The sequence below is a fragment of the Bacillus sp. JUb11 genome (assembly GCF_024807925.1).
In the GTDB taxonomy this organism is placed as follows: domain Bacteria; phylum Bacillota; class Bacilli; order Bacillales; family Bacillaceae; genus Bacillus; species Bacillus altitudinis.
The window spans coordinates 327678-351803 of record NZ_JANUEZ010000002.1 but is presented as its reverse complement, the minus strand read 5'-3'; the positions used below and the strand labels follow the sequence as shown (position 1 = coordinate 351803).

Sequence of the window (24126 nt, the reverse complement as noted above, 5' to 3'; positions counted from 1 at the left end):
TTCTCACACTGAAGGAACTCACTTGGTTCTTTCCTAGAGACACGATATAATGAAGACGGACAAGGGAAGGGGAAGCATCCCTTTCCCTTTTTCTCTGTATTTATCCGTTCTGCACGATTTCTCGTTTTGATGAGGGCAAAATGGGAAAAGGATAAAGAGAGACTTGTCCAATGCGTAAGGAAACCAGAATAAAGGAGGATCTCCTGACGAGCATGAATAAGAAATCAGTAAAAGACATTGACGTAAAAGGTAAAGTTGTGTTCTGCCGCGTAGATTTTAACGTTCCAATGAAGGACGGAAAAGTGACGGATGATACTCGTATTCGCGCAGCATTACCAACGATTGAGTATTTAACAGGACAAGGCGCAAAGGTACTACTAGCTAGTCATTTGGGTCGTCCTAAAGGTCAAGTTACTGAAGAACTGCGTCTGACACCTGTAGCAAAACGTCTGCAAGAGCTTCTTGGACAAGAAGTGAAAAAAGCAGATGAAGCTTACGGCGACAACGTGAAAAAGCAAATCTCTGACTTAAAAGAAGGAGATGTGCTAGTGCTTGAAAACGTTCGTTTCTATCCTGGTGAAGAAAAGAACGATCCTGAATTATCAAAAGCGTTTGCTGATTTAGCCGATGTGTATGTCAATGATGCGTTCGGTGCTGCACACCGTGCACATGCATCCACAGCTGGTATTGCAGCGTATCTTCCGGCTGTTTCAGGCTTCCTCATGCAAAAAGAGCTTGAGGTTCTAGGAAAAGCCATTTCAAACCCTGATCGCCCATTTACAGCGATTATCGGTGGCGCAAAAGTAAAGGATAAAATCGGTGTGATTGAAAGTCTTCTTGATAAAGTGGACAACCTGATCATCGGCGGCGGGCTTGCTTATACATTTGTCAAAGCACTTGGCCACGAAGTAGGGAAATCTCTATTAGAAGAAGACAAAGTAGATTTAGCGAAATCCTTTATGGACCGTGCAAAAGAAAAAGGCGTGAACTTCCTGATTCCAACAGATGTTCTGGTAGCCGACGACTTTTCAAATGATGCGAATACAAGCATTGTGCCAATCTCTGAAATTCCAAGTGATCTAGAAGCACTTGATATTGGAACAGAGACAAGAGAGAAGTATGCTGATGTCATTAAAAACAGCAAACTTGTTGTCTGGAACGGGCCAATGGGTGTATTTGAAATCGATGCATTCGCTAAAGGAACAAAAGCAATCGCAGAAGCACTGGCAGAAGCAAAAGATACATATTCTGTCATTGGCGGTGGAGATTCAGCAGCAGCTGTTGAGAAATTTGGTCTTGCCGATCAGATGAGCCATATTTCTACAGGTGGCGGCGCTTCACTTGAATTTATGGAAGGCAAAGAACTTCCAGGTGTGACTGCATTAAACGATAAATAAGACCAAAACTGCTATAAGGAAGTGTCAATCATGAGAAAACCAATTATAGCTGGGAACTGGAAGATGAACAAAACACTTGGTGAAGCTGTAAGCTTCGTTGAAGAAGTCAAGTCATCTATTCCATCTCCTGACAAAGTGGAATCTATTGTCTGTGCACCAGCCCTTTTCCTTGAAAAGCTGAACAGCCTTTCTAACGGAACAGACCTTAAAATTGGTGCGCAAAACATGCACTTTGAAGAAAACGGTGCATTCACTGGTGAAATCAGCCCTGCTGCGCTTAAAGATCTTGGCATCGGCTACTCAGTGATCGGTCATTCAGAGCGCCGCGAATTCTTCGCTGAAACAGATGAAACAGTGAACAAAAAAGCACATGCTGCATTCAAGCATGGCATCGTTCCAATCATCTGTGTAGGTGAAACGCTTGAAGAGCGTGAAGCAGGCAAAACAAACGAACTTGTCGCTGATCAAGTGAAGAAAGCACTAGCTGGTTTAACGAAGCAGCAAGTCGCTGAATCTGTGATTGCTTATGAGCCAATCTGGGCGATCGGTACAGGTAAATCTTCTACAGCAAAAGATGCAAACGATGTTTGTGCGCACATTCGCCAAACGGTTGCAAGCGAATTTGGTCAAGAAGCGGCAGACAGCCTTCGCATTCAGTATGGCGGAAGCGTGAAACCTGCGAATATTAAAGAATATATGGCAGAATCCGATATTGACGGTGCTTTGGTAGGCGGCGCAAGCTTAGAACCTCAGTCTTTCGTTCAATTATTGGAGGAAGGTCAATATGAGTAAGAAACCAGCTGCATTAATCATCTTAGATGGATTCGGTTTAAGAGGCGAAACAGTCGGTAACGCTGTTGCCCAAGCAAAGAAACCGAACTTCGACCGCTACTGGAACGAATTCCCGCATCAAACCTTAACGGCTTCAGGTGAGGCAGTGGGTCTCCCAGAAGGTCAAATGGGGAACTCTGAAGTTGGGCATTTGAACATCGGTGCAGGACGCATCGTGTACCAAAGCTTAACAAGAGTGAATGTTGCCATTCGTGATGGGGAATTTGAGAAAAACGAAACGTTCCTAGATGCAATGACTTATGCAAAAGAAAATGACAAGGCCCTTCATCTATTCGGTCTCTTGTCAGACGGCGGTGTGCATAGCCACATCCAGCATCTTTTTGCCTTGCTGAAACTAGCGAAAAAAGAAGGCTTAACAAAAGTATACATTCACGGCTTCTTAGACGGACGTGATGTTGGTCAGAAGACAGCGAAAGTGTACTTAAAACAGCTTGAAGAACAAATCAAAGAAATCGGTGTCGGAGAAGTCGCAACACTTTCTGGACGCTATTACTCAATGGACCGTGACAAGCGCTGGGATCGTGTGGAGAAAGCATATCGCGCGATGGCGTATGGTGAAGGCCCAAGTTATCAAAACATCTATGATGTCGTTGATGACTCTTATGAAAATGGAATCTACGATGAGTTCGTTATTCCATCTGTCATTACGAGAGAAAATGGTGAGCCGGTAGCAAAAGTAAACGACGGCGACTCTGTGATTTTCTATAACTTCCGTCCAGACCGTGCGATTCAAATTTCAAACACATTCACAAATGAAGATTTCCGCTCGTTTGACCGCGGGGAAGCACATCCGAAGGATTTACACTTCGTCTGCTTCACACACTTCAGTGAAACGGTAGATGGCTATGTGGCTTTCAAACCAGTGAATTTGGATAACACAGTAGGAGAAGTACTTTCTCAAAATGGATTGAAGCAGCTGCGGATTGCTGAAACAGAGAAATATCCTCACGTGACGTTCTTTATGAGCGGTGGGCGTGAAGAAGAATTTCCTGGAGAAGACCGCATCTTAATCAATTCACCAGATGTCGCAACCTATGACCTCAAGCCAGAAATGAGCGCTTATGAGGTAAAGGATGCACTTGTTGCAGACATCAATGCGGACAAGCATGATGCGATCATTCTGAACTTTGCTAACCCAGATATGGTGGGTCATTCAGGTATGCTTGAGCCAACAATCAAAGCCATTGAAGCAGTAGATGAGTGCTTAGGAGCTGTAGTCGACGCAATCCTAGCAAAAGGCGGACATGCCATCATCACGGCAGACCACGGTAACGCAGACGTGCTCATTACCGAAGAAGGAAAGCCGCATACTGCACATACGACAAACCCTGTTCCAGTCATCGTAACGAAAAAAGGGGCGACGCTTAGAGAAGGCGGCATTTTAGCCGATCTATCTCCAACGCTTTTAGACTTACTTGGTCTTGAAAAACCAAAAGAGATGACAGGAACATCATTGATTCAAAAATAACAAATTGATTCAAAAGGAGAGAAATTAAACATGCCATACATTGTTGACGTATATGCACGCGAAGTATTAGACTCTCGCGGTAACCCAACAGTTGAAGTAGAAGTTTACACAGAATCTGGCGGCTTTGGCCGTGCGCTTGTTCCAAGTGGTGCTTCTACTGGTGAATATGAAGCAGTAGAACTACGTGACGGAGACAAAGACCGTTACCTTGGAAAAGGTGTTCTGACAGCTGTAAACAACGTAAACGAAATCATTGCACCAGAGCTTTTAGGCTTTGATGTCACTGAACAAGTAGCAATTGACAAAATGTTAATCGAGCTTGACGGAACTGAAAACAAAGGGAAATTAGGCGCAAACGCAATCCTTGGCGTATCTATCGCTGTAGCACGTGCGGCTGCTGATTTCTTACAAATTCCACTTTACCAATACCTTGGTGGATTCAACTCCAAAACGCTTCCAGTACCGATGATGAACATCGTCAACGGCGGAGAGCATGCGGATAACAACGTAGACATTCAAGAATTCATGATTATGCCTGTAGGTGCACCGAACTTCCGTGAAGCACTTCGCATGGGCGCTCAAATCTTCCATAGCCTGAAATCTGTATTAAGCGCGAAAGGCTTAAACACAGCTGTAGGTGACGAAGGTGGATTCGCTCCAAACCTTGGTTCTAACGAAGAAGCACTTCAAACAATCGTAGAAGCGATTGAAAAAGCTGGTTTCAAACCAGGTGAAGAAGTCAAACTTGCGATGGATGCTGCATCTTCTGAGTTCTATAACAAAGAAGACGGTAAATATCATTTATCAGGCGAAGGTGTTGTGAAAACATCTGCTGAAATGGTTGACTGGTATGAAGATATGGTATCGAAATACCCAATCATCTCGATCGAAGACGGCCTTGATGAAAACGACTGGGAAGGTCACAAACTATTAACTGAGCGCCTTGGCAGCAAGGTTCAGCTAGTAGGAGACGACTTGTTCGTAACAAATACGAAGAAGCTTTCTGAAGGAATCAAAAACGGCGTTGGTAACTCAATCCTCATCAAAGTAAACCAAATCGGTACATTAACTGAAACATTTGATGCAATCGAAATGGCGAAACGTGCAGGCTATACAGCTGTTATCTCTCACCGTTCTGGTGAAACAGAAGACAGCACAATTGCAGACATTGCAGTTGCAACAAACGCTGGACAAATCAAAACAGGTGCTCCGTCTCGTACGGACCGTGTGGCGAAATACAACCAATTACTTCGCATCGAAGATCAATTGGCTGAAACAGCTCAATACCATGGCATTGCTACATTCTACAACTTGAATAAGTAATGTAAAGCAACGCGCTGCGTGCGCTCTTTTGAAAAGAGCGTATCGCAGCGCTTTTTTTATGTTGAAATAAAGACGCAAAGCTGGCTCAAGAGAATTAGCTCTGCTTCCTTTGTCATATCCTATTTTTGTAAAAAATCATCCTTCAGTCAGAGGAGAAACGATGAGCTTGACGATTTATAAGCAATAAATCATGAAAACTCTACTAAAAATATGATCTGAATTGAACTTATGCTATTTGCATGGAGGTGGTATCATTTTACATATATTAGGGGGTGATGAGATGCTGAATCCTTTTAGCCTTCGTTTTCCAGTAGGCGTGTACATGTATGTCCTTCACCTACTGGCGGCATATGATGAAAGGAAGCAACGAATTCTAACTTCTAAGAACGTACAGAAAAATGCATTTTGGATTTATGTCCTTGCCGCTATCTTAGGCATTGTGACAGTTGCCGCTTTGATTTGGGCATGCAAAACATTTGGAAAAGGCTCGAAATTTTTAGGAGAGTTCAAATTTTTAGGCATGTATATTAAAATCAAATGCGGCTTCTAACAAATGGTGAGAACAGATGCGGGGTCATCTGTTCTATCTGAAATAAATGGAGGGACATGATGCTGACATTACACTTAACAGAAAAAACGTATAGCCGCACCTTTTCTCTCCGCGATATTCAGTTAAATGTAGAGAAAGGACGTATGCTTCTGCTTTTGGGGCATAATGGTGCAGGAAAGACCACGATGATTCAGTCTATGTTTGGCCTGACACCATTTACGGGTTTTGTCTCTTTGCATGGTAAACAGCTGAATTTTCAATCCTCAGCACATATCTCCTTTTTGAAAGAACATGTTTCCTATATTCCTGATGATCATGCTTTGTTTGATTATTTAACGCCGAGAGAATATTTTCATTTACTCCAGCTTCCAGACAAACGAAATGGACCTCGAGAAGAGGCCTTCGTCGATCTTTTTGAGCTGAGACCTTATATGGATCAGCCAATTGCCCAGTTGTCTCATGGCAATCAAAAGAAAACCCAAATCATTTCACAGCTCCTCAGGCCTTGTGATTATTATGTATTCGACGAGCCTACAAATGGACTTGATCCAGATATGATGATCATCTTAAAAAAGGTGCTCATGAAGCTGAGAGATCAAGGTGCAGGCATTCTCATTTCTACCCATCATTTGGGCTTTGGTGAGACATTGTATGATCACCTCATGATCTTAAGAAACGGTGATATCAAGCTGGATATGTCACGTCAAGAAACAAACAAAACATTCCCTCATCAAGCACTTGAGGATATTTATAAAGAAGTGAATCAAGATTACTATATGCAGGTGGAGAGGTTGCTCAATGACTTGGACACGACACGTTCTTCATAAAATAGAATGGGGCATGCTCACAACGAAAATCAAGCAGCTCGGCAAAAAATATCCTTTACAGCTTCTTTCAGTAGCCGTTTTTTTCTTGTTGATTTACTCCATATACGTTGTCATGAGCCTGCGTTTTTTTATGCAAGTAGGGGAGAACGAACCAGTTGCTTTATACCTTCAATTTGTGAAAATGACCCTGCTGCTTTTGGGAGCAGGTATTGTCTTTTCCCGTCATAAAATGAAGCGTCAAGAGTATCAGTTCTTCTTTTTGAATAGTGCGATGCAAAGTGTCTCATTTGTCCTTTGTGTGTATTTCTTTCCGGTGCTGTTTTGTTTCATCATGCTTGGTCTGCTTTTTTTACCCATCCTATTAGGGCTGATCATTAGCGGCGTTACACTATCTTTGTATTGGATCATTGTGGTAGGGATCACTTGCTGTGGATTGGCACTCTATACGCTTGCTTCTTGGATGCTGATACGCATTGGTGTGAGCCATTTTATATCAAAAACAAAAGAGCATTTACTGTTGCAAACGATTGGATTTGTGACGCTCGGTGCTTTCGGATTTCTCCTTTTTCAAAAAGCGGTTGAGATGATTCACGTATGGCCGTCTATCTATCTTGTATTTATGATGATCTTTCTATGTGCAGGGTGGTTTTGGCTGAAGGGCTTGGCGGCTTGTTATGTCAATCGAATGTTTTTGCAGCTAAAGGTAGAGGTGAAGTCGTTTTCTTACCAAAAAATCAGATCAGATTCTTCATTTTTCACACATCTGCGGCAGGAGCTTGTTTATTTTAGCCGATCAGCTGTGTTTAAAGAACAAGGTATTTTGTTCCTGTTTCTTGTCTGTTTCACGATAGGTCTTCCATTGATCTTTACTCCGGCAGAGACTGGCTGGCTGTTTGCTTTTATTGTGCAGTTTGCCTTAAAAGAGATCCTTATTATGCTTCCTCTGATGATTGGCAGGGAATATCATCTCCATCAGCGAGCCATTTTTATGTTAAATACATCAAAGGGTGCCTATTTATTATCAAGAATTTTATTTTATTACACAATGAATGTATTGATTTATTTTGTCTATATCGGGCTTGCTTATTTCATGATAGGGGTCGAAAGTGAAGGGCACGGTTTGGCGAGTTTGTCCATTTTATTGATCACTGTCATGGCGGCATGTGTCGGGTTTGTCGTGAAGATTAGTGAATTTAATAAACTGTTTGTGATCGTGATGATGATTGCTGTGTTCAGTATGTTGGATATGCTTTTAGTCCAGTGGCTTTCAGCAAATATCCAGCTGCTCTCAACTGCCTATATGGCTTGTTCAGCCGCATTCTTCATCTTCATATATGCTGCCATGCTAAAGAGGCCGATTGTGCGATGATGACGCTTTTATTTTGCTTAATAGCAGTTGTGCTCATTCATGAACTCGGTCATATCCTGATGGTGATGGTGTGCAACAAAATTCAAAAAAGACCCATCTTTGATTATGTGGTGATGATCGATTGGAAGCACGTGTCGATTGTTCATGAGAAATTTTCACGGCCGGGTTTTAATGTGATGGTGGCACTTGCAGGTCCTGTGTTTCCAGTGATCTGCTCGGGTGTGCTTTTCTTCATGTGGGGGCATCCATTGACGCATCCATTGCTGCTTTTTTCTTTATTAAATACAGTGATGCTGCATCCAGCTTGCCCAGACGGGAAAAATATCATCACCAGTTTAAAAGAGATGAAAGGAGAGAACTAAATGGTTAAAGTATTTCATTCGTTTTCTAGCGGCTTAACGCTTGCGATGCTTTATGTGTTTGCTGTGTTTATGACGCCAGTATTTTTAATGCTGCTAGAGGTTCATCATGTTGAATCAAGTCCAACTCTCTTTGGTATGCCATTTTATATCATGAAAATTGAACAGTATCAATTCAGCTCAGAGGCAACGCTCTTTGGGTGCGTGGTCTGTTTTTTAGCGGGTGCCGCTCTCTACTTCTTGATTCAATATGTGATTCATGCAGTGAAAAAGAGCAGAACATAAAAAAAGCAGGCTGAATGAAGTCAGTCTGCTTGAAGAACGAGTGACAACCGCACCATATCCATACATTGAATACCGTTCTCATAAATCGGTTCATCATAGTGCTTCAGAAAGAAATCGTGATCGATAGACGCCATGCGAAAACCGCATTTTTGATAAAGGGCGAGCTGCTGAATACTAGAGTTGCCTGTGCCAATTTCAATTGTATGAAAGCCAGCTGCCTTGGCTTCTGAAATAGCATGGCGGATCAGCTGCTTCCCAATTCCTCTACCTTGCCATGACTCCTTCACGGCGACATTCATGATTTCCACTGTCTGCTGAGACAGTGGCGTCAGCACATACACACCAATCATGTCCTGTTTATGAAAAGCAACATAACAAGAACCAGATTGTACATAGGCAAGGACTTTTTCAGTTGAAGGGTCAGCTAATAGTAAAAGATCCATAGGAACAGATTGATCATGAGACAATGGCCGAATCTGTATCAAATCATTTCATCCTCTCTATTCTTTGATATACCCTTGTTTAACACCCCAATCATATTGATCCTGCACCCATTGAGAAGGAGGATGATGGGTGACATTTGGGTCCTTTTTGACAGTTGCTTTCCTAGTCGTTTGTGCTGCCTGCTTATTCGCTTGAGCCGTTGCTTTCGCTGATGCCAGTTCTTTTTGAAGTTGGTCTATTTTCAATTCAAGCGCTTTACGTTGTTTGATTTCTTTTTGATGCGCCTTCTTTTCTTTCTTCAGCTTGTTTGTGACGGTGGACAATTCCTTTTTTTGACCATCCATTTCATCTTTCATATCCGTTCCTTCTGACTTTAATTGTGTCAGCTGCTCATCATTCTTTCTCATTTCTTGTTGGTGTTTATTCTCTGATGCGGTGAGCGACTGCTGCTGCCACACAATCCAGCCAGTTGCACCTAGGATGATCACAGACAAGACAATGATCGTGATGTTTTTTTTCATGTTCTATTCCCCTTTCGTTAAACCTCTATTATCATCGGTTAAAACAAACCAGGTTTTAACAGAACAAGGGAATATTCGCATCAGATTAGCAGACACTATGAAAAAAGGAGGGTGTCTGTTGATTTCCTTTATGATTCATGTCATTGTGTCACTATTTGCTGTCTCAAACCCCATTGGAAACGTGCCTCTTTTCATCACTTTAACAGAAGGCTACTCAGAAAAAGAACGATCCCAGACGGCCAAAAAAGCGATTGTTGTGTCTTTTATGATTTTGATTGCCTTTCTTTTGGCAGGCAGGCTCATTTTCAAATTGTTTGGCATTGATATCCATGCACTCCGTATCGCCGGAGGTATTTTTATTTTTGGTATCGCTTACAATTTGCTAAATGCAAAAGAATCACATGTTCAAAACCCTCATTCGGATGAAAAGGCAGAGAGCAAAGAGAAGGCTGATGTTTCGGTGACCCCACTCGCCATTCCGATCATTGCCGGACCTGGTACAATTGCGACCGTCATGAGCTTAACCCCAGGAAGCCACCAAGTAACGCTTCATCTGCTTGCGATTCTTATTGGCATTGTGGTCGTACTTGCCATGACCTATTATGCATTTCATTATTCAAGTTTCATTATGCGAAAAATGGGGAAAACAGAGATGAATGTCGTGACACGATTAATGGGATTGATTCTAGCTGTTGTGGCAGTTGAGATGATAGGCGCAGGCATCAAAGGGATGTTCCCAATGCTGATGTCATAAGTGTATATAAAAAAGCTGTTTTTTTCTACAAAATTGTAAAATAAAACAGCTTTTTTAAGGTTTTGGCACATGTTGAAATACTTCTTCACTTTCAAAGAACTCAATTAAACGGCTAATCCAGTCATAATAATCGAGACTTTCCTTGATTTCTGAAAGAAGAAGATTGATTTTATCTACTGTTTCTTCTGGCAGGTCATCTTGTTCAAGCAGCTCCAGCAATTCCTTGCATGTCTTCTTATGTGCCTTGCGATTTTTGCTGACAACACGTGACCAATTGGCTGCAAACAATGAAATAAAGGTTTGATATTGATCTTGCTCAACGTCGTATAAATCTTTGCGTATTCCTTTTTCATAAACCTTTTCAGCAATATTCAAATCAAGCATTTCTCGAACGACTTGACTCATTCTTGTTTTGCTCATGCCGGTCGCCTCTGAGAGCTCACCGAGCGTCATTGGTTTACGGTTCATATGAATGATACCAAGCACTCTACCCACTGTGGCAGAAAGACCAAAGGCATTCATGTTCTCGGCAGCTTTTTCAATATAATGATCCTGTGCTTTTTGAATGGCGCCTAACGCTTGCTTGTCCATTCCCCGCTTCATCCCTTCACGACTGACAATTTGTAACACAATATATCATATACCTGTTTGTTGATGAAAACAATAAATATTGAGTATTTGCTCGTAAGTTGGAGGAAAAAGGAGGGATCGGTACATATCAGGCCGTTAACTGAAAATTTTAAATAAATCTTATGCAATACAAACACATCGTAAACTTTTTATTTTATAAAGTTTGCACTATAATAAATAAGGTGTAAATTTTCTGAAAATATATATCCGACTAATTGGAGGTGTCTCATTTGCTGAAACTAGAGAATGTATCTAAGACGTATAAAGGCGGAAAAAAAGCTGTCAAAAATATTGATTTAGAAATAGCAAAAGGAGAATTTATTTGTTTTATTGGACCGAGTGGCTGTGGTAAAACGACAACCATGAAGATGATTAACCGACTGATTGAACCTTCCTCAGGAAACATATTCATCGAGGGAGAAAACATTATGAAAAAAGATCCAGTCCAATTAAGAAGAGAAATTGGTTATGTGATTCAGCAAATTGGACTTTTCCCTCATATGACCATCGCACAAAACATTTCCCTTGTGCCGAAGCTGCTGAAGTGGCCGGAAGAAAAAAGAAAAGAACGAGCGCGTGAATTGCTCAAACTCGTCGACATGGGGCCAGAATACTTAGAGCGTTACCCGCATGAACTCAGTGGAGGACAGCAGCAGCGTATCGGCGTTCTTCGCGCACTCGCAGCAGAACCCCCTTTAATCCTGATGGATGAACCATTTGGAGCACTTGACCCAATTACAAGAGATTCATTGCAGGAAGAATTTAAGAAACTGCAAAAAACGTTAAATAAAACAATCGTATTTGTCACACATGACATGGATGAAGCGATTAAACTTGCAGACCGCATTGTCATTTTAAAAGATGGAGAGATTGTCCAAGTGGGCACGCCAGATGATATTTTACGTAACCCTGTGAACGAATTCGTAGAAGAATTCATCGGGAAAGAACGCCTACTTCAGTCAAACCCGAATATGGAACGTGTGGAACAAATGATGAACACGTCCCCAGTCACAATTACCGTCGAAAAAACGTTGACAGATGCCATCTTTATTATGAGAGAAAAGCGGGTTGATTCCCTGCTTGTCGTTGATGAAAATCATGTGCTGAAAGGCTATATCGACATTGAAACCATCGATGCAAACCGCAGAAAAGCAGCCTTCGTTGGCGATATTTTAAATACAGAATTTTATACAGTACAAGAAGGTGCACTTCTTAGAGATACTGTCCGAAAGATCTTAATACGCGGCATTAAATATGTACCGGTTGTCGATGCAACAGGGCACTTAAAAGGCATCGTCACACGTGCAAGTCTTGTAGATGTCGTATATGACTCTATTTGGGGAGAAGATACCCCGGAGGCTGTCACTGAAATGAACTAAGGGAGGTGTACACATGGATCAAATCATCGATTTTCTTGAGAAAAATGGTGGGGAACTCCTCACAAAAATGTGGGAGCATTTATACATTTCTTTAATTGCCGTTGTGTTAGGCATTATCGTGGCCGTTCCTTTAGGCGTCATTCTTACACGAATGAAAAGAGGCGCCGGTTTTGTCATCGGCATCGTGAATATCTTTCAAACACTCCCTAGTTTAGCGATTCTTGCATTTTTTATTCCTATTTTGGGAGTTGGAAAAATACCTGCGATCGTTGCGCTATTTTTCTATTCCGTTTTGCCTATTTTAAGAAATACGTATGCCGGTGTTCAAGGTGTGAACAAAAACTTGCTTGAATCTGGAAAAGGAATTGGCATGACGACATGGGAACAAATTCGTCTTGTGGAACTGCCGCTTGCTGTTCCGGTCATTATGGCAGGTGTCAGAACCTCAACGATTTATTTAATTGGGTGGACAACACTTGCTGCTTTTATCGGTGGAGGCGGTCTTGGTGACTACATTTTAATTGGGCTTCAGCTTTACCAGCCGGAATACATTATTGCGGGTGCAATCCCTGTCACTATTTTAGCGGTCATCATTGACCTTACATTGATGAAGCTTGAGAAAAAAGTAACACCAGAAGGCTTAAAAGGATTGAAGGAAGTTTCATAAGGAGTTGGCTCATGTGAAGAATCGAAAAACAAAATGGATCAGTGCACTGCTTGCCGGATGCTTGCTATTCATAAGTGGCTGTTCACTTCCTGGACTAGCCGGCTCTTCAGGGAGCACGCTGCGAATCGGTGCACAAAACTTTACAGAATCAGAAATTATGGCCTATATGGTGGGAGACATCATTGAGCATTACACAGATAAAAAGACAACCATTGTGAAGAATTTAGGCTCAAATACGGTGCAGCAAAAAGCAATGGAAAACGGGGATGTCGACATTTCAGCAACACGATATACAGGCACGGATTTAACAAGTACGCTAGGAATGGATGCAGAAAAAGATCCAAAGCGTGCAATGGAAATCGTCCAGAAAGAATTCAAAAAACGCTATGATTACAAATGGTTTGATTCCTATGGGTTTGATAATACGTATGCCTTTGCTGTGACGCAGAAGATGGCGAAGGAAAACAACCTAGAAACAGTCTCTGATTTAAAAAAGAATGCCAAAAATTATCGCTTCGGTGTGGATAATATTTGGCTGAAAAAGAAAGGTGACGGTTACGAAGGGTTTGTGAAAACATACGGAATTGAATTTGGAAGCACTTTTCCGATGCAGATCGGGCTAGTCTATGACGCATTGAAAAATGAAAAAATGGATATTGTGCTTGCCTATTCAACAGATGGCCGGATCAAAGCGTATAATCTCAAAATCTTAAAAGATGATAAACGATTCTTCCCACCATACGATGCATCACCAGTTGTCCCTGAGAAGATATTAAAAGAAAATCCAGGACTGGACAAGGTGATCAACAGGTTGATTGGAAAAATCGATACCGAACAAATGCAAGAGCTCAATTATCAAGTCGATGGAGAACTAAAAGAACCAGCGACTGTTGCGAGAGATTTTCTAAAGAAACACAATTACTTTGAGTAAGATTGGGAGGTGTCAGAGCTGATGGACACACTACAGCAATTATGGGCGTATTATCAACAGAACGGTTCATATGTGTTAGAAGAATTTTACCGGCATTTCCTCATGTCAGCGTATGGGGTATTGTTTGCGGCAATTGTCGGAATACCAGTCGGCATCTTTGTGGCGCATTACCGCAAACTGAGCAATTGGGTGTTCGCGATAACCAATGTCATTCAAACCATTCCAGCGTTAGCGATGCTTTCTGTGTTGATGCTTGTATTAGGACTTGGTGCAAATACAGTCATCTTATCACTCTTTTTATATTCGCTTCTGCCGATTATCCGTAACACGTACACAGGTATTGTCAGCATTGAGCATGCCTATTTAGAATCGGGGAAAGCGATGGGCATGACGAAATGGCAAGTGCTGAGAATGGTTGAATTACCGCTTGCTTTATCTGTCATTATGGCTGGTTTAAGAACCGCACTTGTGATCGCAATCGGTATTACAGCGATTGGGACATTTGTTGGTGCTGGAGGACTTGGTGATATTATCATCAGAGGATCAAACGCGACAAACGGAACAGCCATTATTTTAGCAGGTGCTATTCCAACTGCGCTCATGGCCATTATTGCTGACCTTGTCATGGGCTGGCTTGAACGCTATTTAAGCCCAACCAACAAGAAAAAAGAAAGCAAGGCATTAGCTGAAAAAAACATGACGTCCGCATAAATGCATGAAAAGACAAAACCTCCTCTACATCTGTAGGGGAGGTTTTTTTATCATGATTAGGCGGCTCACATCAGGAGACATTTATGATTCAAGTGTGATCCATTCAGAGGACCACTTCGCAATTTCCTCAAAAACGGGTGCAAGTGAGCGCCCCATATCAGTTAATGAATACTCAATACGCACGGGTGTTTCAGCAAAAACCTCCCGTTTTACAATGCCTGCTGCTTCCAGCTCTTTTAATCTCTCAGATAAAACCCTTCCGCTTAAATTGGTCAGAGCTGCTTCGATTTCACTAAAGCGCTGTGAACCTGAGAGAAGCTGAAAAACAATCAGTGCCACCCAGCGTTTACTTAATAACTCAACTGCTTTTTCAAACCGTGGGCACATATCAGATTGATTCATCTTTCTTCACTCCAATCTGAACCCATTATACCGTAATTCTGTCAAAAATCGGCGCAAAAAGCTTGTCAATGATCAAAACATTTTACGATGACGAACGGCTGTTTAGTAGAAATAATAAATAGCGGTTTAAATCCTCTATTTCATGTTTAGAAAGGGTGGACCATATGTCCCCATTAAATATTTCAAGATCATCAAGTTCATAGTGCTCTGCTGCTTCTTTTATTTGGGTAAAAGCCGTTTCTTCTTCCTTTATGACATAGGCAGAAGATGCTTCTTCAATATACCCTGCAGCCTGCATCATGTCCTCATAAGGTACTTTTAATGCACCTGCTAGTTTTTTAATTGTAGGAGGTTTCGGAATGCCACGTTTCCCGTTTTCAATCCGAGAAATACCAGCAGCGCTGACCTCTGAATACATCGCTAATTGGTTCACCGATAGTTTCCTTTTCTCACGTAATGCTCTTAAATATGCACCGAAGTTCATCAACTCAAAACCTCACATGGTTAAAGATTAGTTATCTCTAGTGTACTCGATTTGTTGACTATTGGCAATAAGTGTACCATGAAAATATTGACATTAGTTAATGGTGGATGTATCTTATGTTTATGCCCCGCTATTTGTTCGCCTTTTTTTGGTTAATGAGCGTGAGAAAGTATTGATTCAGCTGGCTGATGTCTTGTGCGGTGAGTGTTTCCCATTGGTCTCCATCGAAAATAGGGAGATGTTCTACATCCTTTTGAAGCGCCGTTTGATAGATTTTTAATATGGATTCATATTTCGGTTTCATTTCATGCACTTTTTCCTGTTCAATATAACCGGCAAGCAGCATTAAATCCTCATAAGGCACCTTCAAAGCGCGTGCTAATTTTTTTATGGTTAAAGGCTTTGGCACACCACGCTTTCCATTCTCAATCCGAGAAATACCGGCAGCGCTTACGCCTGAATACATGGCGAGTTGATTGACAGACATCTTTCTATTCTCTCTTAAAATGCGTAATTGTTCACCAAAGTGATTCATGTCATCGAACCTCACATTTCAGTATATGACTTATTTTAGTATGATCATTGACCAAAGGAAATAGAAAGGGCGTAAAAGTGTTGACATAAGTTAATGAATCCGGGAGATATGAGAGTCCTACATGTTGTACATATTGATCCTATAGGAGGTTGTAATGATGGTCGAAAAGATTCAGATCAGGCGGGCTTTTGTGATGCAGTATATGATCGAAAACGATATGTCTTTAAATCAGCTCGCAGATGAAATTGGCATCTCTCCTGCCACACTCAGCAGGGTATTGAATGGTCACCGGAAGCCAGGACAGCTTGTCATTGGTAAAATGATTCATTACTTTGATAAAAAATTTGAAGATTTATTTTACTATGAAGATGTTGACAAAAGTCAATGAATGAAATCATTGTATGATCATTAAGGAGGCGGCTTCATTGAAAAGAACTGGAATGGTAAGACACATCGATTCGCTTGGCAGAATTGTTCTGCCTTCAGAAATGCGAAAGGTACTCAATATAAAAGAAGAGCAGCTGTTAGAAATTTTCATCGAAGATCAAACCATTATGCTGAAAAAATATGATGCAGATAAGAGCTGCTTATTAACTGGCCAAATAACGAAATACAACAAAAGCTATGGAAATGGTAACGTCGTGCTGAGTCCTGAAGGAGCTGAAAGGTTGTTAGTAGAATTAAAACAGCTCTTAAAAGAAGAAGCAACTCGCTAAAAACGCTTTTTAACCTCAAAAATTGCATATAAAAAATGCTGCATACAATCCATTGGAGCGAAATTGAATCAAAATGACATATAAAGTCGACAATATATAGGAAATCTTTATTTTGATGTTTCGTGACATGCACCTTGTTTTCATGTAAAATAAAGTTATGTGTACCAGTTTGTCTGGAGGTGTTTTCATGCACGCATTTGTTATCACATTACTCGTAATTGTCAGTATCGCACTTATCATCGTTGTATTATTACAATCAAGTAAAAGTGCAGGACTGTCAGGCGCTATTTCAGGTGGAGCCGAGCAGCTTTTCGGTAAGCAAAAAGCGAGAGGTCTTGACTTGATTCTTCACCGATTAACTGTCATTTTGTCAGTGCTTTTCTTCATCTTAACACTTGCATTGGCATATTTAGGCGTGTAGGCGCGAGTAACAGAAGGTCTGATCTTTTTTCAGACCTTTTTTTATTATCAGCACTCTTTTGTGTTTGTTTCATACATACAAGTGGAAAATATAAACCATATCAGAAGGAAAGGAAGTCACATCATGAAAGTTGTTACACCAAAACCATTTACGTTTAAAGGTGGAGAAAAAGCGGTGCTTCTTCTTCACGGTTTTACTGGGAATACAGCCGATGTTCGTATGCTTGGGCGTTATTTGAATGAAAGAGGCTATACATGCCATGCACCTCAATACAAAGGACACGGTGTACCGCCAGAGGAGCTTGTTCATACAGGTCCTACAGATTGGTGGAAAGATGTAGAAGAAGGCTATCAATTTTTAAAAGACGAAGGTTATGAGGAAATTGCGGTCTGCGGACTATCCCTCGGAGGAGTTTTTTCATTGAAATTAGGTTACACTGTACCTGTAAAGGGAATTGTACCTATGTGTGCACCTATGTACATAAAAAGTGAAGAAGTCATGTACCAGGGTGTACTAGATTATGCCCGTAACTATAAAAAATTCGAGGGTAAGTCAGAGGATCAAATTGAGCAAGAGATGGAAGAGTTCAAGAAAACACCAATGGGTACACTCAAGGCTCTTCAAGAACTCATTGCAGATGTCAGAAACAATGTTGACATGATTTATTCACCTACTTTTGTTGTTCAGGCACGTCATGATCATATGATTAATACAGACAGTGCAAACATTATTTATAACGAAGTAGAGACAGATGAAAAACATTTAAAGTGGTATGAAGAATCGGGCCATGTTATCACGCTTGATAAAGAGCGGGAGAAGGTTCATCAGGATGTATATGCATTCTTAGAATCACTCGATTGGTCAATTTAAATATATAGGGGGTTAGAGTGTGCAAAAAGAAGAATTTATGGATGAATTACTTGCGTTTATGCAAGAAGAGGCGTACAAACCATTAACGGTACAGGAATTAGAAGTCATGATGGAAATTACCAATCCAGATGATTATAAAGAGCTCGTCAAAGCACTTGTGATATTAGAGGATCAGGGACTGATCGTCCGTACCCGCAGCGACCGCTATGGTGTACCGGAAAAAATGAACTTGGTAAAAGGGAAGCTGTCTGCGCATGCAAAAGGATTTGCATTTGTGACACCAGAAGAGTTTGGACAGGATGATATTTTCATTCCGCCAAATGAGCTAGGCACAGCAATGAATGGCGACACCGTCATGGTTCGTGTCAGCCACAAATCAAATGGCACCAAAAAAGAAGGAACGGTCATCCGTATTCTGGAGCGTAATACTCAGACGGTTGTCGGTACCTATACAGAAACGAAAAGCTTTGGTTTTGTCATTCCTGATGATAAAAAAATCACAAACGATATCTTCATTCCGAAATCCGCTAAAAACGGAGCGGTTGAAGGTCATAAAGTCGTTGTCACGCTGACAAGCTATCCAGAAGGAAGAATGAGCGCAGAGGGTGAAGTGACGGAAATTCTCGGTCACAAAAATGACCCTGGCATCGATATTTTGTCGATTATTCATAAACACGGGCTGCCAGGTGAGTTTCCGGAAGAAGCGCTCCAGCAGGCAGTAGACACACCTGAAACGATTGATGAAAAGGACCTTGAAGGTAGACGTGATCTGCGCAATGAAACGATTGTGACGATTGACGGTGCAGATGCAAAAGACTTAGATGATGCCGTAACCGTGCAAAAGCTCGATGATGGCAAATATAAGCTCGGCGTGCACATTGCAGACGTTTCTCATTATGTTACAGAGAATTCGCCGATTGATCAGGAAGCCTATGAGCGCGGAACGAGTGTGTATCTTGTCGACCGCGTTATTCCAATGATTCCTCATCGCCTGTCAAATGGCATTTGCTCATTGAATCCGAAGGTTGATCGTCTCACACTCTCTTGTGAAATGATCATTGATCGAAGTGGGAAAGTCGTCAAACACGAAATTTTCCAAAGTGTGATCAAAACGACGGAAAGAATGACCTATTCCGATGTGAATAAGATTTTAGTTGACCAAGATGAAGAGCTTTTAGACAAATACGAGCCGTTAGTACCAATGTTCCAAGAGATGGAGAAGCTTGCAGAAATTCTGCGTGACAAGCGAATGGAGCGCGGAGCAGTCGACTTTGACTTCAAGGAAGCAAAAGTACTTGTAGATGATGAAGGCGCAGCGAAAGACGTAGTCATTCGTGAGCGTTCTGTTGCCGAAAAATTAATTGAAGAATTCATGTTGGTGGCAAACGAAACAGTTGCCGAGCATTTCCACTGGATGAATGTTCCGTTCATTTACCGAATTCACGAAGAACCAAATCCTGAGAAGCTTCAGCGCTTTTTAGAGTTCGTGACGACGTTTGGTTACATTGTGAAAGGAACGTCAACGAACATTCACCCGCGCGCACTTCAAAGTGTCCTCGATGCTGTCAGAGATCAACCAGAAGAAGTCGTCATTCAAACTGTGATGCTTCGCTCTATGAAACAGGCGAAGTATGATCCAGAAAGCATTGGCCATTTTGGATTATCTACCGAATTCTATACACACTTCACGTCGCCGATCCGCCGTTACCCGGATTTAATCGTGCATAGGCTGATCAGAACCTATTTAATAGAGAAAAAGACAGACGAAGCGACCCTTGAAAAATGGGGTCAATTGTTGCCAGAAATCGCAGATCATGCATCTACAATGGAGCGCCGCTCTGTTGATGCTGAGCGCGAAACAGATGACCTGAAAAAGGCAGAGTATATGCTTGATAAAATCGGTGAAGAGTTTGATGGTATGATTAGTTCCGTCACGAATTTCGGACTATTCGTTGAACTGCCGAATACGATAGAAGGCCTTGTCCATGTGAGCTACATGACAGACGATTACTATCGTTTTGATGAACAGCACTTTGCCATGATCGGTGAGCGGACAGGGAATGTATATCGCATCGGTGACGAAATTACTGTCAAAGTGGTGAGTGTGAATAAAGATGAGCATTCCATTGATTTTGAAATCGTCGGGATGAAAGGCACTCGCCGTAAATCACCAAAAGACTTCAAGTTCAAAAAACGGACAGATCCACCAGCCAAAAAAGGACGCGGAGGTCAAAAGGCCTCTGGGGAAAAAGGCAAAGAGGATAAAGGCGGCGACTGGTTCACAGGTCGTAAAAAGAAGAAAAAGAAAAAACGCGTTTTTGATAACGCACCGAAACAAAAGCGCAAAAAGAAAAAGTAACGTGACAAAAAGCAAATAGGGCACCATGCTCTATTTGCTTTTTGACCACGTGGCATCAGCATTGTCGAAAGCTGGATTGTTTGATAAAATAATCCGTACGATTTGGACCGTGTCTGTGTCAAAAGGAGGGTGTACGCCAATGCCAAAGGGAGAGGGAAAGGTTGTTTCCCAAAACAAAAAAGCCAATCATGATTATTTTATAGAAGAAACATACGAAGCCGGCCTTGTATTACAAGGAACTGAAATCAAATCCATTCGAGCAGGAAAAGTGAATTTAAAAGATTCCTTTGCCAAAATCGAACGGGGAGAAGTGTTTCTTCACAATATGCACGTAAGCCCATACGAGCAGGGGAACCGTTATAACCATGATCCGCTCAGAACGAGAAAGCTGCTACTTCACCGCAAACAAATCAGTAAATTGATTGGTGCGACAAAGGAAGAGGGCTACTCACTTGTTCCCATTAAACTCTATTTGAAAAATGGCTTTGCCAAAGTGCTAATTGGAGTCGGTAAAGGGAAGAAAAAATATGATAAACGTGAAGATCTGAAGAAAAAAGATGCGAAACGTGAAATCGAGCGTGCTTTCCGTGACCGGCAAAAGCAATTCTAGACGCATGCAGATGGCTTGCTGAGAGCGGAAGCATTATGCTACAATATGTTATGCAGTAAACAATCATTGTCGTCTTTTTACAGAAACCACCAGTTGTTTCGAGCGATGAGATTGTTATAATAGTCATATACGGAAGCAGTTAAGCTAAAGAACGTTTCCATCCCGTATATCCCTTTTACAAGGGGACGTTACGGATTCGACAGGGATGGTTCGAGCTTAGGCTGCGAGCCGAGAGGCGATCTCGTTAACACGCACCTAAATGTAACTGGCAAAACTAAAAGTTTTAACCAAAACTTAGCACTAGCTGCCTAATAAGCGCAGCGAGCTCTTCCTGACATCGCCTATGTGTCTGTGAGGAGCCCAATGAAGTAGGCTACGCTTACGTTTTCGTCTGAGGACGTAAGAAGAGATCCATCAGACTAGCTCTCCAAGCGCCCGTCAGCAGGCATGAGGATGAGTGAACACGTAAATATGTTGACTACGCTCGTAGACGCTTAAGTAATCGATGTCTCTGGACGTGGGTTCGACTCCCACCGTCTCCATCAAAACTTTTAGAATGTAGTCGTATCAAGGGTTTGAAAGCCCTTGGTGCGGGTCTGGCATCTTTAAAAAATGAATGGTTATATGAAATGACGCTATCACAGCGTCATTTTTCTTTGCTATTAGAAACTTAAACAATCTGAATCTTAAACAAAACTGGATGTTATCATACAGACAAAATACGTTCTTATTATTTTTATTTCAAGTCGGCTAGAACAGTGGTTTTTTTATGTTAAGTATGATAAATTGTTGTATCATAGAAGTATAGATGAAAACATTTTGGATAAACGAATTTCTAGTGAGTCGTCTTTTTAGACGAATCTTTTTTTTGAATAAAAACACGTTTTTGTTATAATATTTATTGTTTTTTAAATCATATTAAGTGATGAAAAGATCAAACATTGTTGTTTATATAAAATTTGGAAGAGGGATCTTATGTTATTTACTATTGTTATTCCTTATAAGGATACCAATAAAAAGTATACTGATAACTGCATGAAAAGTTTAGATGATCAAATTTTTAAAGATTTCGAAGTACTTTTGGTCCATCAAGATAGTCAACACCTAGAAGAAATTTTAGCGCCTTATACTTTTAATTATAGAACAATCAATATGGGACCTCATACAAATGCAGGCATTAGTAGAAATAAAGGCATAGAAGAAGCTCAAGGAGAGTACATCTTATTTTTAGATGCTGATGATTTCTTACATCCCAATGCGCTGATATATGCAAAGCAAATCATTGATCAAGAACAATTGAATGTTTTTAAGCTGAAAGTGAAAAAGACAATTGTAGACAGAAACACAACATTAAAGGAAAAGAAGCAGGCTTTGTATCAGCATGATACGTTGGATAACTTAAGTCATGTTTTGAAAAAATTAAATGTTGATGCAAATGAAAACGAAGTCATGCAGATGCTTTTTGAGGAGAATGTTGTATCAGCTCATTATCATGAAATTGCAAAAGAAAAGTTCTTTAAGAAGATTTCTTATCAATTAAAATCACATGGGTTCGTTGTTCAAAAGAAATATTTGTTGAACAATCAAATACAGTTTGATGAAAGCGCACCATTGTATAGTGATATTCCGTTCTTAATGAAAATTTATCAAGATGCATTCTCTATTTTGGAAACATCAATTTGTCTATACTATAAGCTGATCCATAACGATCCTATCAATTTCCCTTCACTTTCCCAGGAAGAACAGGATCATCGATTTGAAGAAATGTTCCGAACATTAAGCAAATCAATCGAACAATGTGACGATTTTGCTTTAGTGAAACAAGTGAAGCTTGAAGCGATCAGCCAATATTTATATAAGGTTGTAAAAAGCCCAGTGTTTAAAGAGGGCATTCAACGTTTAACGCCTATTTATCAGTCCTGTCAGACCATTTTGAATGCAGAGTCAAATCCAATCAAACTGAAGAGAAGACATTCAAAAGAAATTAATGCAATTAAGGTCGGGAATTATCATAAGGCATATCGTCTGAGTAAAAAGAGAGTTCTCTATTATAATCTGTATCAGGGCATAAAACCGAAAAAGAAGAGAGCGAGACAAAGAATCGTTCAACAATTGTTCTTCTCAAGATTGCCTATTAAACCTAACACCATTGTCTATGAAAGCTTTTTAGGAAGAAACTATTCGGATAGCCCTAAGGCGATATTTAAATATCTTCTTGAGCATGAGCCAAATCAATGGAAGCATGTTTGGATTCTGAATGATAAAGAAATGGTGGCAAATGAAGAAGAATTTCAGCACAAGAACGTTAAAGTAATTAAGCGATTTAGCTGGAGCTATTTTTACTATGTCACAGTGGCAAAATATTTTGTTTTAAACATGAGACAGCCAAAGTCGCTTTATAAAAAAGATGAACAAATTATCTTATCTACATGGCATGGAACACCACTTAAGAAATTAGTATTTGATATGGATAATGTAGTATCTGCAAATCCCGATTATAAAAAAGAATTTTATTTACAATCTCGAAAATGGGATTATCTAATTGCAGCAAACCCATATTCTGAAAAAATCTTCGAAAGTGCATTTATGTATCCGAAAGAAAAAATATTAACATATGGCTATCCAAGAAATGATATTCTGAAAAACTTTACAGAAGCAGATAAAGTGAAGATTAAATCGAAGCTTGGTATACCTGCTGATAAAAAAGTCATTTTATATGCTCCAACATGGAGAGATGATGAATTTCATAAAGCGGGGCAATACAAATTTAATCTCACTTTAGATTTAAATTTGTTAAAAGAAAAGTTAGGCGAAGAATATGTCATCATTTTACGAATGCATTATTTCATTTCAGATAATATTGATTTAACAGGGTTTGAAGGGTTTGCCTTTGACTATTCTAAATATAATGATATCAATGATTTATATATTTCAAGTGATATCCTTATCACGGATTACTCGTCTGTATTCTTTGATTTTGCAAACCTAAGGCAGCCGATTCTTTTCTTTACGTATGATATTGATAAATACAAAGATGTGCTGAGAGGTTTTTATATTGATGTCGAAAAAGATCTGCCAGGTCCGTTATTGTATACGTCTGAAGAAGTGCTTCATAGCATTCAGAACATTGAAAGCGTAAAAGATGCTTACAAGGAAAAATACGATGTATTCCATGAAAGATTCTGTTCACTAGAAGATGGAAAAGCAAGTGAACGAGTGGTGAAGGAAGTATTTACTCGTAATCATTAAAGTTAAACCTCTA

Annotated in this window: 27 protein-coding genes and 1 other RNA gene; 22 read left to right on the top strand and 6 right to left on the bottom strand. The window is 40.5% G+C overall.

What is annotated here, in order from left to right; genetic code table 11:
- Positions 1 to 212 precede the first annotated feature (212 nt).
- The 9 genes from M2369_RS05030 to M2369_RS04990 all read left to right on the top strand — a co-directional run bounded on the left by M2369_RS05030 (position 213) and on the right by M2369_RS04990 (position 8430).
- Positions 213 to 1397, top strand: a complete 1185-nt coding sequence (locus tag M2369_RS05030) for a phosphoglycerate kinase (protein ID WP_017359212.1) — start codon at positions 213 to 215, stop codon at positions 1395 to 1397.
- Positions 1398 to 1427: 30 nt separating this feature from the next.
- Positions 1428 to 2189, top strand: coding sequence for a triose-phosphate isomerase (tpiA, locus tag M2369_RS05025; RefSeq protein ID WP_017359213.1), 762 nt, complete (start codon positions 1428 to 1430; stop codon positions 2187 to 2189).
- Positions 2182 to 3717 (top strand): 2,3-bisphosphoglycerate-independent phosphoglycerate mutase, encoded by a 1536-nt coding sequence (gene gpmI / locus M2369_RS05020; RefSeq protein WP_017359214.1) that lies wholly within the window; start codon positions 2182 to 2184, stop codon positions 3715 to 3717. Before tpiA ends, gpmI begins: the two co-directional genes overlap by 8 nt.
- Before the next feature lie 30 nt (positions 3718 to 3747).
- Positions 3748 to 5040, top strand: coding sequence for a phosphopyruvate hydratase (eno, locus tag M2369_RS05015; protein ID WP_003212752.1), 1293 nt, complete (start codon positions 3748 to 3750; stop codon positions 5038 to 5040).
- Positions 5041 to 5320: 280 nt separating this feature from the next.
- Positions 5321 to 5590 carry a hypothetical protein gene (locus M2369_RS05010; protein WP_017368073.1) on the top strand — a complete coding sequence of 90 codons (270 nt, stop codon included), beginning with the start codon at positions 5321 to 5323 and terminating at the stop codon, positions 5588 to 5590.
- 59 nt (positions 5591 to 5649) lie between these two features.
- On the top strand, positions 5650 to 6417 hold the full coding sequence (locus M2369_RS05005) for an ATP-binding cassette domain-containing protein (protein WP_045034037.1): 768 nt from the start codon (positions 5650 to 5652) through the stop codon (positions 6415 to 6417).
- On the top strand, positions 6389 to 7786 hold the full coding sequence (locus M2369_RS05000) for a hypothetical protein (RefSeq protein ID WP_061420177.1): 1398 nt from the start codon (positions 6389 to 6391) through the stop codon (positions 7784 to 7786). The genes M2369_RS05005 and M2369_RS05000 overlap by 29 nt, the downstream gene beginning before the upstream one ends.
- Positions 7783 to 8148 carry a zinc metalloprotease gene (locus M2369_RS04995; RefSeq protein WP_045034039.1) on the top strand — a complete coding sequence of 122 codons (366 nt, stop codon included), beginning with the start codon at positions 7783 to 7785 and terminating at the stop codon, positions 8146 to 8148. Before M2369_RS05000 ends, M2369_RS04995 begins: the two co-directional genes overlap by 4 nt.
- Entirely contained in the window at positions 8149 to 8430 is a 282-nt protein-coding gene (locus tag M2369_RS04990) for a hypothetical protein (protein WP_008347692.1), read from the top strand.
- A gap of 20 nt (positions 8431 to 8450) precedes the next feature.
- On the opposite strand, the gene M2369_RS04985 is transcribed toward M2369_RS04990, so the two are convergent.
- Positions 8451 to 8915, bottom strand: a complete 465-nt coding sequence (locus tag M2369_RS04985) for a GNAT family N-acetyltransferase (RefSeq protein WP_017359218.1) — start codon at positions 8913 to 8915, stop codon at positions 8451 to 8453.
- A gap of 15 nt (positions 8916 to 8930) precedes the next feature.
- Entirely contained in the window at positions 8931 to 9395 is a 465-nt protein-coding gene (locus M2369_RS04980; protein ID WP_096881867.1) for a hypothetical protein, read from the bottom strand.
- 118 nt (positions 9396 to 9513) lie between these two features.
- Here M2369_RS04980 and M2369_RS04975 point away from each other — a divergent pair, with 118 nt between their 5' ends.
- Positions 9514 to 10149 (top strand): MarC family protein, encoded by a 636-nt coding sequence (locus tag M2369_RS04975; RefSeq protein ID WP_024719834.1) that lies wholly within the window; start codon positions 9514 to 9516, stop codon positions 10147 to 10149.
- A gap of 54 nt (positions 10150 to 10203) precedes the next feature.
- On the opposite strand, the gene M2369_RS04970 is transcribed toward M2369_RS04975, so the two are convergent.
- On the bottom strand, positions 10204 to 10740 hold the full coding sequence (locus M2369_RS04970) for a GbsR/MarR family transcriptional regulator (RefSeq protein WP_017359221.1): 537 nt from the start codon (positions 10738 to 10740) through the stop codon (positions 10204 to 10206).
- Between the two features lie 269 nt (positions 10741 to 11009).
- Here M2369_RS04970 and M2369_RS04965 point away from each other — a divergent pair, with 269 nt between their 5' ends.
- The 4 genes from M2369_RS04965 to M2369_RS04950 are packed head-to-tail and all read left to right on the top strand — an operon-like array spanning position 11010 to position 14467.
- Complete coding sequence (locus M2369_RS04965) at positions 11010 to 12158, top strand: betaine/proline/choline family ABC transporter ATP-binding protein (protein ID WP_056702777.1); 1149 nt, start codon at positions 11010 to 11012, stop codon at positions 12156 to 12158.
- Between the two features lie 13 nt (positions 12159 to 12171).
- Positions 12172 to 12825, top strand: a complete 654-nt coding sequence (locus M2369_RS04960) for an ABC transporter permease (RefSeq protein ID WP_024719832.1) — start codon at positions 12172 to 12174, stop codon at positions 12823 to 12825.
- A 13-nt stretch (positions 12826 to 12838) separates the two neighbouring features.
- Entirely contained in the window at positions 12839 to 13756 is a 918-nt protein-coding gene (locus tag M2369_RS04955; RefSeq protein WP_259253513.1) for an osmoprotectant ABC transporter substrate-binding protein, read from the top strand.
- Between the two features lie 21 nt (positions 13757 to 13777).
- Positions 13778 to 14467, top strand: coding sequence for an ABC transporter permease (locus M2369_RS04950; protein ID WP_008347676.1), 690 nt, complete (start codon positions 13778 to 13780; stop codon positions 14465 to 14467).
- Between the two features lie 81 nt (positions 14468 to 14548).
- Here M2369_RS04950 and catR read toward each other — a convergent pair whose 3' ends face one another.
- From catR to M2369_RS04935, 3 genes are all read right to left on the bottom strand, one after another.
- On the bottom strand, positions 14549 to 14869 hold the full coding sequence (gene catR / locus M2369_RS04945; RefSeq protein WP_007500199.1) for a catDE operon transcriptional regulator CatR: 321 nt from the start codon (positions 14867 to 14869) through the stop codon (positions 14549 to 14551).
- An 82-nt stretch (positions 14870 to 14951) separates the two neighbouring features.
- Complete coding sequence (locus M2369_RS04940; protein WP_024719831.1) at positions 14952 to 15353, bottom strand: helix-turn-helix domain-containing protein; 402 nt, start codon at positions 15351 to 15353, stop codon at positions 14952 to 14954.
- A 130-nt stretch (positions 15354 to 15483) separates the two neighbouring features.
- Positions 15484 to 15888 carry a helix-turn-helix domain-containing protein gene (locus tag M2369_RS04935; protein ID WP_007500204.1) on the bottom strand — a complete coding sequence of 135 codons (405 nt, stop codon included), beginning with the start codon at positions 15886 to 15888 and terminating at the stop codon, positions 15484 to 15486.
- Between the two features lie 154 nt (positions 15889 to 16042).
- On the opposite strand from M2369_RS04935, the gene M2369_RS04930 reads away from it, so the two are divergent.
- From M2369_RS04930 to M2369_RS04895, 8 genes are all read left to right on the top strand, one after another.
- Complete coding sequence (locus M2369_RS04930; protein ID WP_008347669.1) at positions 16043 to 16276, top strand: helix-turn-helix domain-containing protein; 234 nt, start codon at positions 16043 to 16045, stop codon at positions 16274 to 16276.
- Positions 16277 to 16313: 37 nt separating this feature from the next.
- Entirely contained in the window at positions 16314 to 16604 is a 291-nt protein-coding gene (locus M2369_RS04925) for an AbrB/MazE/SpoVT family DNA-binding domain-containing protein (protein ID WP_008347666.1), read from the top strand.
- A 187-nt stretch (positions 16605 to 16791) separates the two neighbouring features.
- Positions 16792 to 17025 (top strand): preprotein translocase subunit SecG, encoded by a 234-nt coding sequence (secG, locus tag M2369_RS04920; RefSeq protein ID WP_003212746.1) that lies wholly within the window; start codon positions 16792 to 16794, stop codon positions 17023 to 17025.
- Positions 17026 to 17148: 123 nt separating this feature from the next.
- The gene (locus tag M2369_RS04915; protein ID WP_008347663.1) at positions 17149 to 17895 is read left to right on the top strand and encodes an alpha/beta hydrolase; all 747 of its coding nucleotides are present in this window, start codon (positions 17149 to 17151) and stop codon (positions 17893 to 17895) included.
- A gap of 19 nt (positions 17896 to 17914) precedes the next feature.
- Positions 17915 to 20254, top strand: a complete 2340-nt coding sequence (rnr, locus tag M2369_RS04910; protein ID WP_024719828.1) for a ribonuclease R — start codon at positions 17915 to 17917, stop codon at positions 20252 to 20254.
- 139 nt (positions 20255 to 20393) lie between these two features.
- Entirely contained in the window at positions 20394 to 20864 is a 471-nt protein-coding gene (gene smpB, locus M2369_RS04905) for an SsrA-binding protein SmpB (protein ID WP_008347658.1), read from the top strand.
- Between the two features lie 181 nt (positions 20865 to 21045).
- Positions 21046 to 21409, top strand: a transfer-messenger RNA (tmRNA) gene (ssrA, locus tag M2369_RS04900).
- Between the two features lie 430 nt (positions 21410 to 21839).
- Positions 21840 to 24113, top strand: a complete 2274-nt coding sequence (locus tag M2369_RS04895) for a CDP-glycerol:glycerophosphate glycerophosphotransferase (RefSeq protein ID WP_259253508.1) — start codon at positions 21840 to 21842, stop codon at positions 24111 to 24113.
- Positions 24114 to 24126 lie beyond the last annotated feature (13 nt).

What these genes read in the sequence shown, in the direction of transcription:
- M2369_RS04930 (WP_008347669.1), top strand. Translation starts at nt 16,043, where the DNA reads ATGATGGTCGAAAAGATTCAGATCAGGCGGGCTTTTGTGATGCAGTAT.
- gpmI (WP_017359214.1), top strand. Translation starts at nt 2,182, where the DNA reads ATGAGTAAGAAACCAGCTGCATTAATCATCTTAGATGGATTCGGTTTA.
- M2369_RS04950 (WP_008347676.1), top strand. Translation starts at nt 13,778, where the DNA reads ATGGACACACTACAGCAATTATGGGCGTATTATCAACAGAACGGTTCA.
- M2369_RS05000 (WP_061420177.1), top strand. Translation starts at nt 6,389, where the DNA reads ATGACTTGGACACGACACGTTCTTCATAAAATAGAATGGGGCATGCTC.
- M2369_RS04980 (WP_096881867.1), bottom strand. Translation starts at nt 9,395, where the DNA reads ATGAAAAAAAACATCACGATCATTGTCTTGTCTGTGATCATCCTAGGT.
- M2369_RS04940 (WP_024719831.1), bottom strand. Translation starts at nt 15,353, where the DNA reads ATGAACTTCGGTGCATATTTAAGAGCATTACGTGAGAAAAGGAAACTA.
- tpiA (WP_017359213.1), top strand. Translation starts at nt 1,428, where the DNA reads ATGAGAAAACCAATTATAGCTGGGAACTGGAAGATGAACAAAACACTT.
- smpB (WP_008347658.1), top strand. Translation starts at nt 20,394, where the DNA reads ATGCCAAAGGGAGAGGGAAAGGTTGTTTCCCAAAACAAAAAAGCCAAT.
- M2369_RS05010 (WP_017368073.1), top strand. Translation starts at nt 5,321, where the DNA reads ATGCTGAATCCTTTTAGCCTTCGTTTTCCAGTAGGCGTGTACATGTAT.
- secG (WP_003212746.1), top strand. Translation starts at nt 16,792, where the DNA reads ATGCACGCATTTGTTATCACATTACTCGTAATTGTCAGTATCGCACTT.
- M2369_RS05030 (WP_017359212.1), top strand. Translation starts at nt 213, where the DNA reads ATGAATAAGAAATCAGTAAAAGACATTGACGTAAAAGGTAAAGTTGTG.
- catR (WP_007500199.1), bottom strand. Translation starts at nt 14,869, where the DNA reads ATGAATCAATCTGATATGTGCCCACGGTTTGAAAAAGCAGTTGAGTTA.
- M2369_RS04995 (WP_045034039.1), top strand. Translation starts at nt 7,783, where the DNA reads ATGATGACGCTTTTATTTTGCTTAATAGCAGTTGTGCTCATTCATGAA.
- M2369_RS04990 (WP_008347692.1), top strand. Translation starts at nt 8,149, where the DNA reads ATGGTTAAAGTATTTCATTCGTTTTCTAGCGGCTTAACGCTTGCGATG.
- eno (WP_003212752.1), top strand. Translation starts at nt 3,748, where the DNA reads ATGCCATACATTGTTGACGTATATGCACGCGAAGTATTAGACTCTCGC.
- M2369_RS04935 (WP_007500204.1), bottom strand. Translation starts at nt 15,888, where the DNA reads ATGAATCACTTTGGTGAACAATTACGCATTTTAAGAGAGAATAGAAAG.
- M2369_RS05005 (WP_045034037.1), top strand. Translation starts at nt 5,650, where the DNA reads ATGCTGACATTACACTTAACAGAAAAAACGTATAGCCGCACCTTTTCT.
- M2369_RS04960 (WP_024719832.1), top strand. Translation starts at nt 12,172, where the DNA reads ATGGATCAAATCATCGATTTTCTTGAGAAAAATGGTGGGGAACTCCTC.
- M2369_RS04970 (WP_017359221.1), bottom strand. Translation starts at nt 10,740, where the DNA reads ATGGACAAGCAAGCGTTAGGCGCCATTCAAAAAGCACAGGATCATTAT.
- M2369_RS04895 (WP_259253508.1), top strand. Translation starts at nt 21,840, where the DNA reads ATGTTATTTACTATTGTTATTCCTTATAAGGATACCAATAAAAAGTAT.
- M2369_RS04915 (WP_008347663.1), top strand. Translation starts at nt 17,149, where the DNA reads ATGAAAGTTGTTACACCAAAACCATTTACGTTTAAAGGTGGAGAAAAA.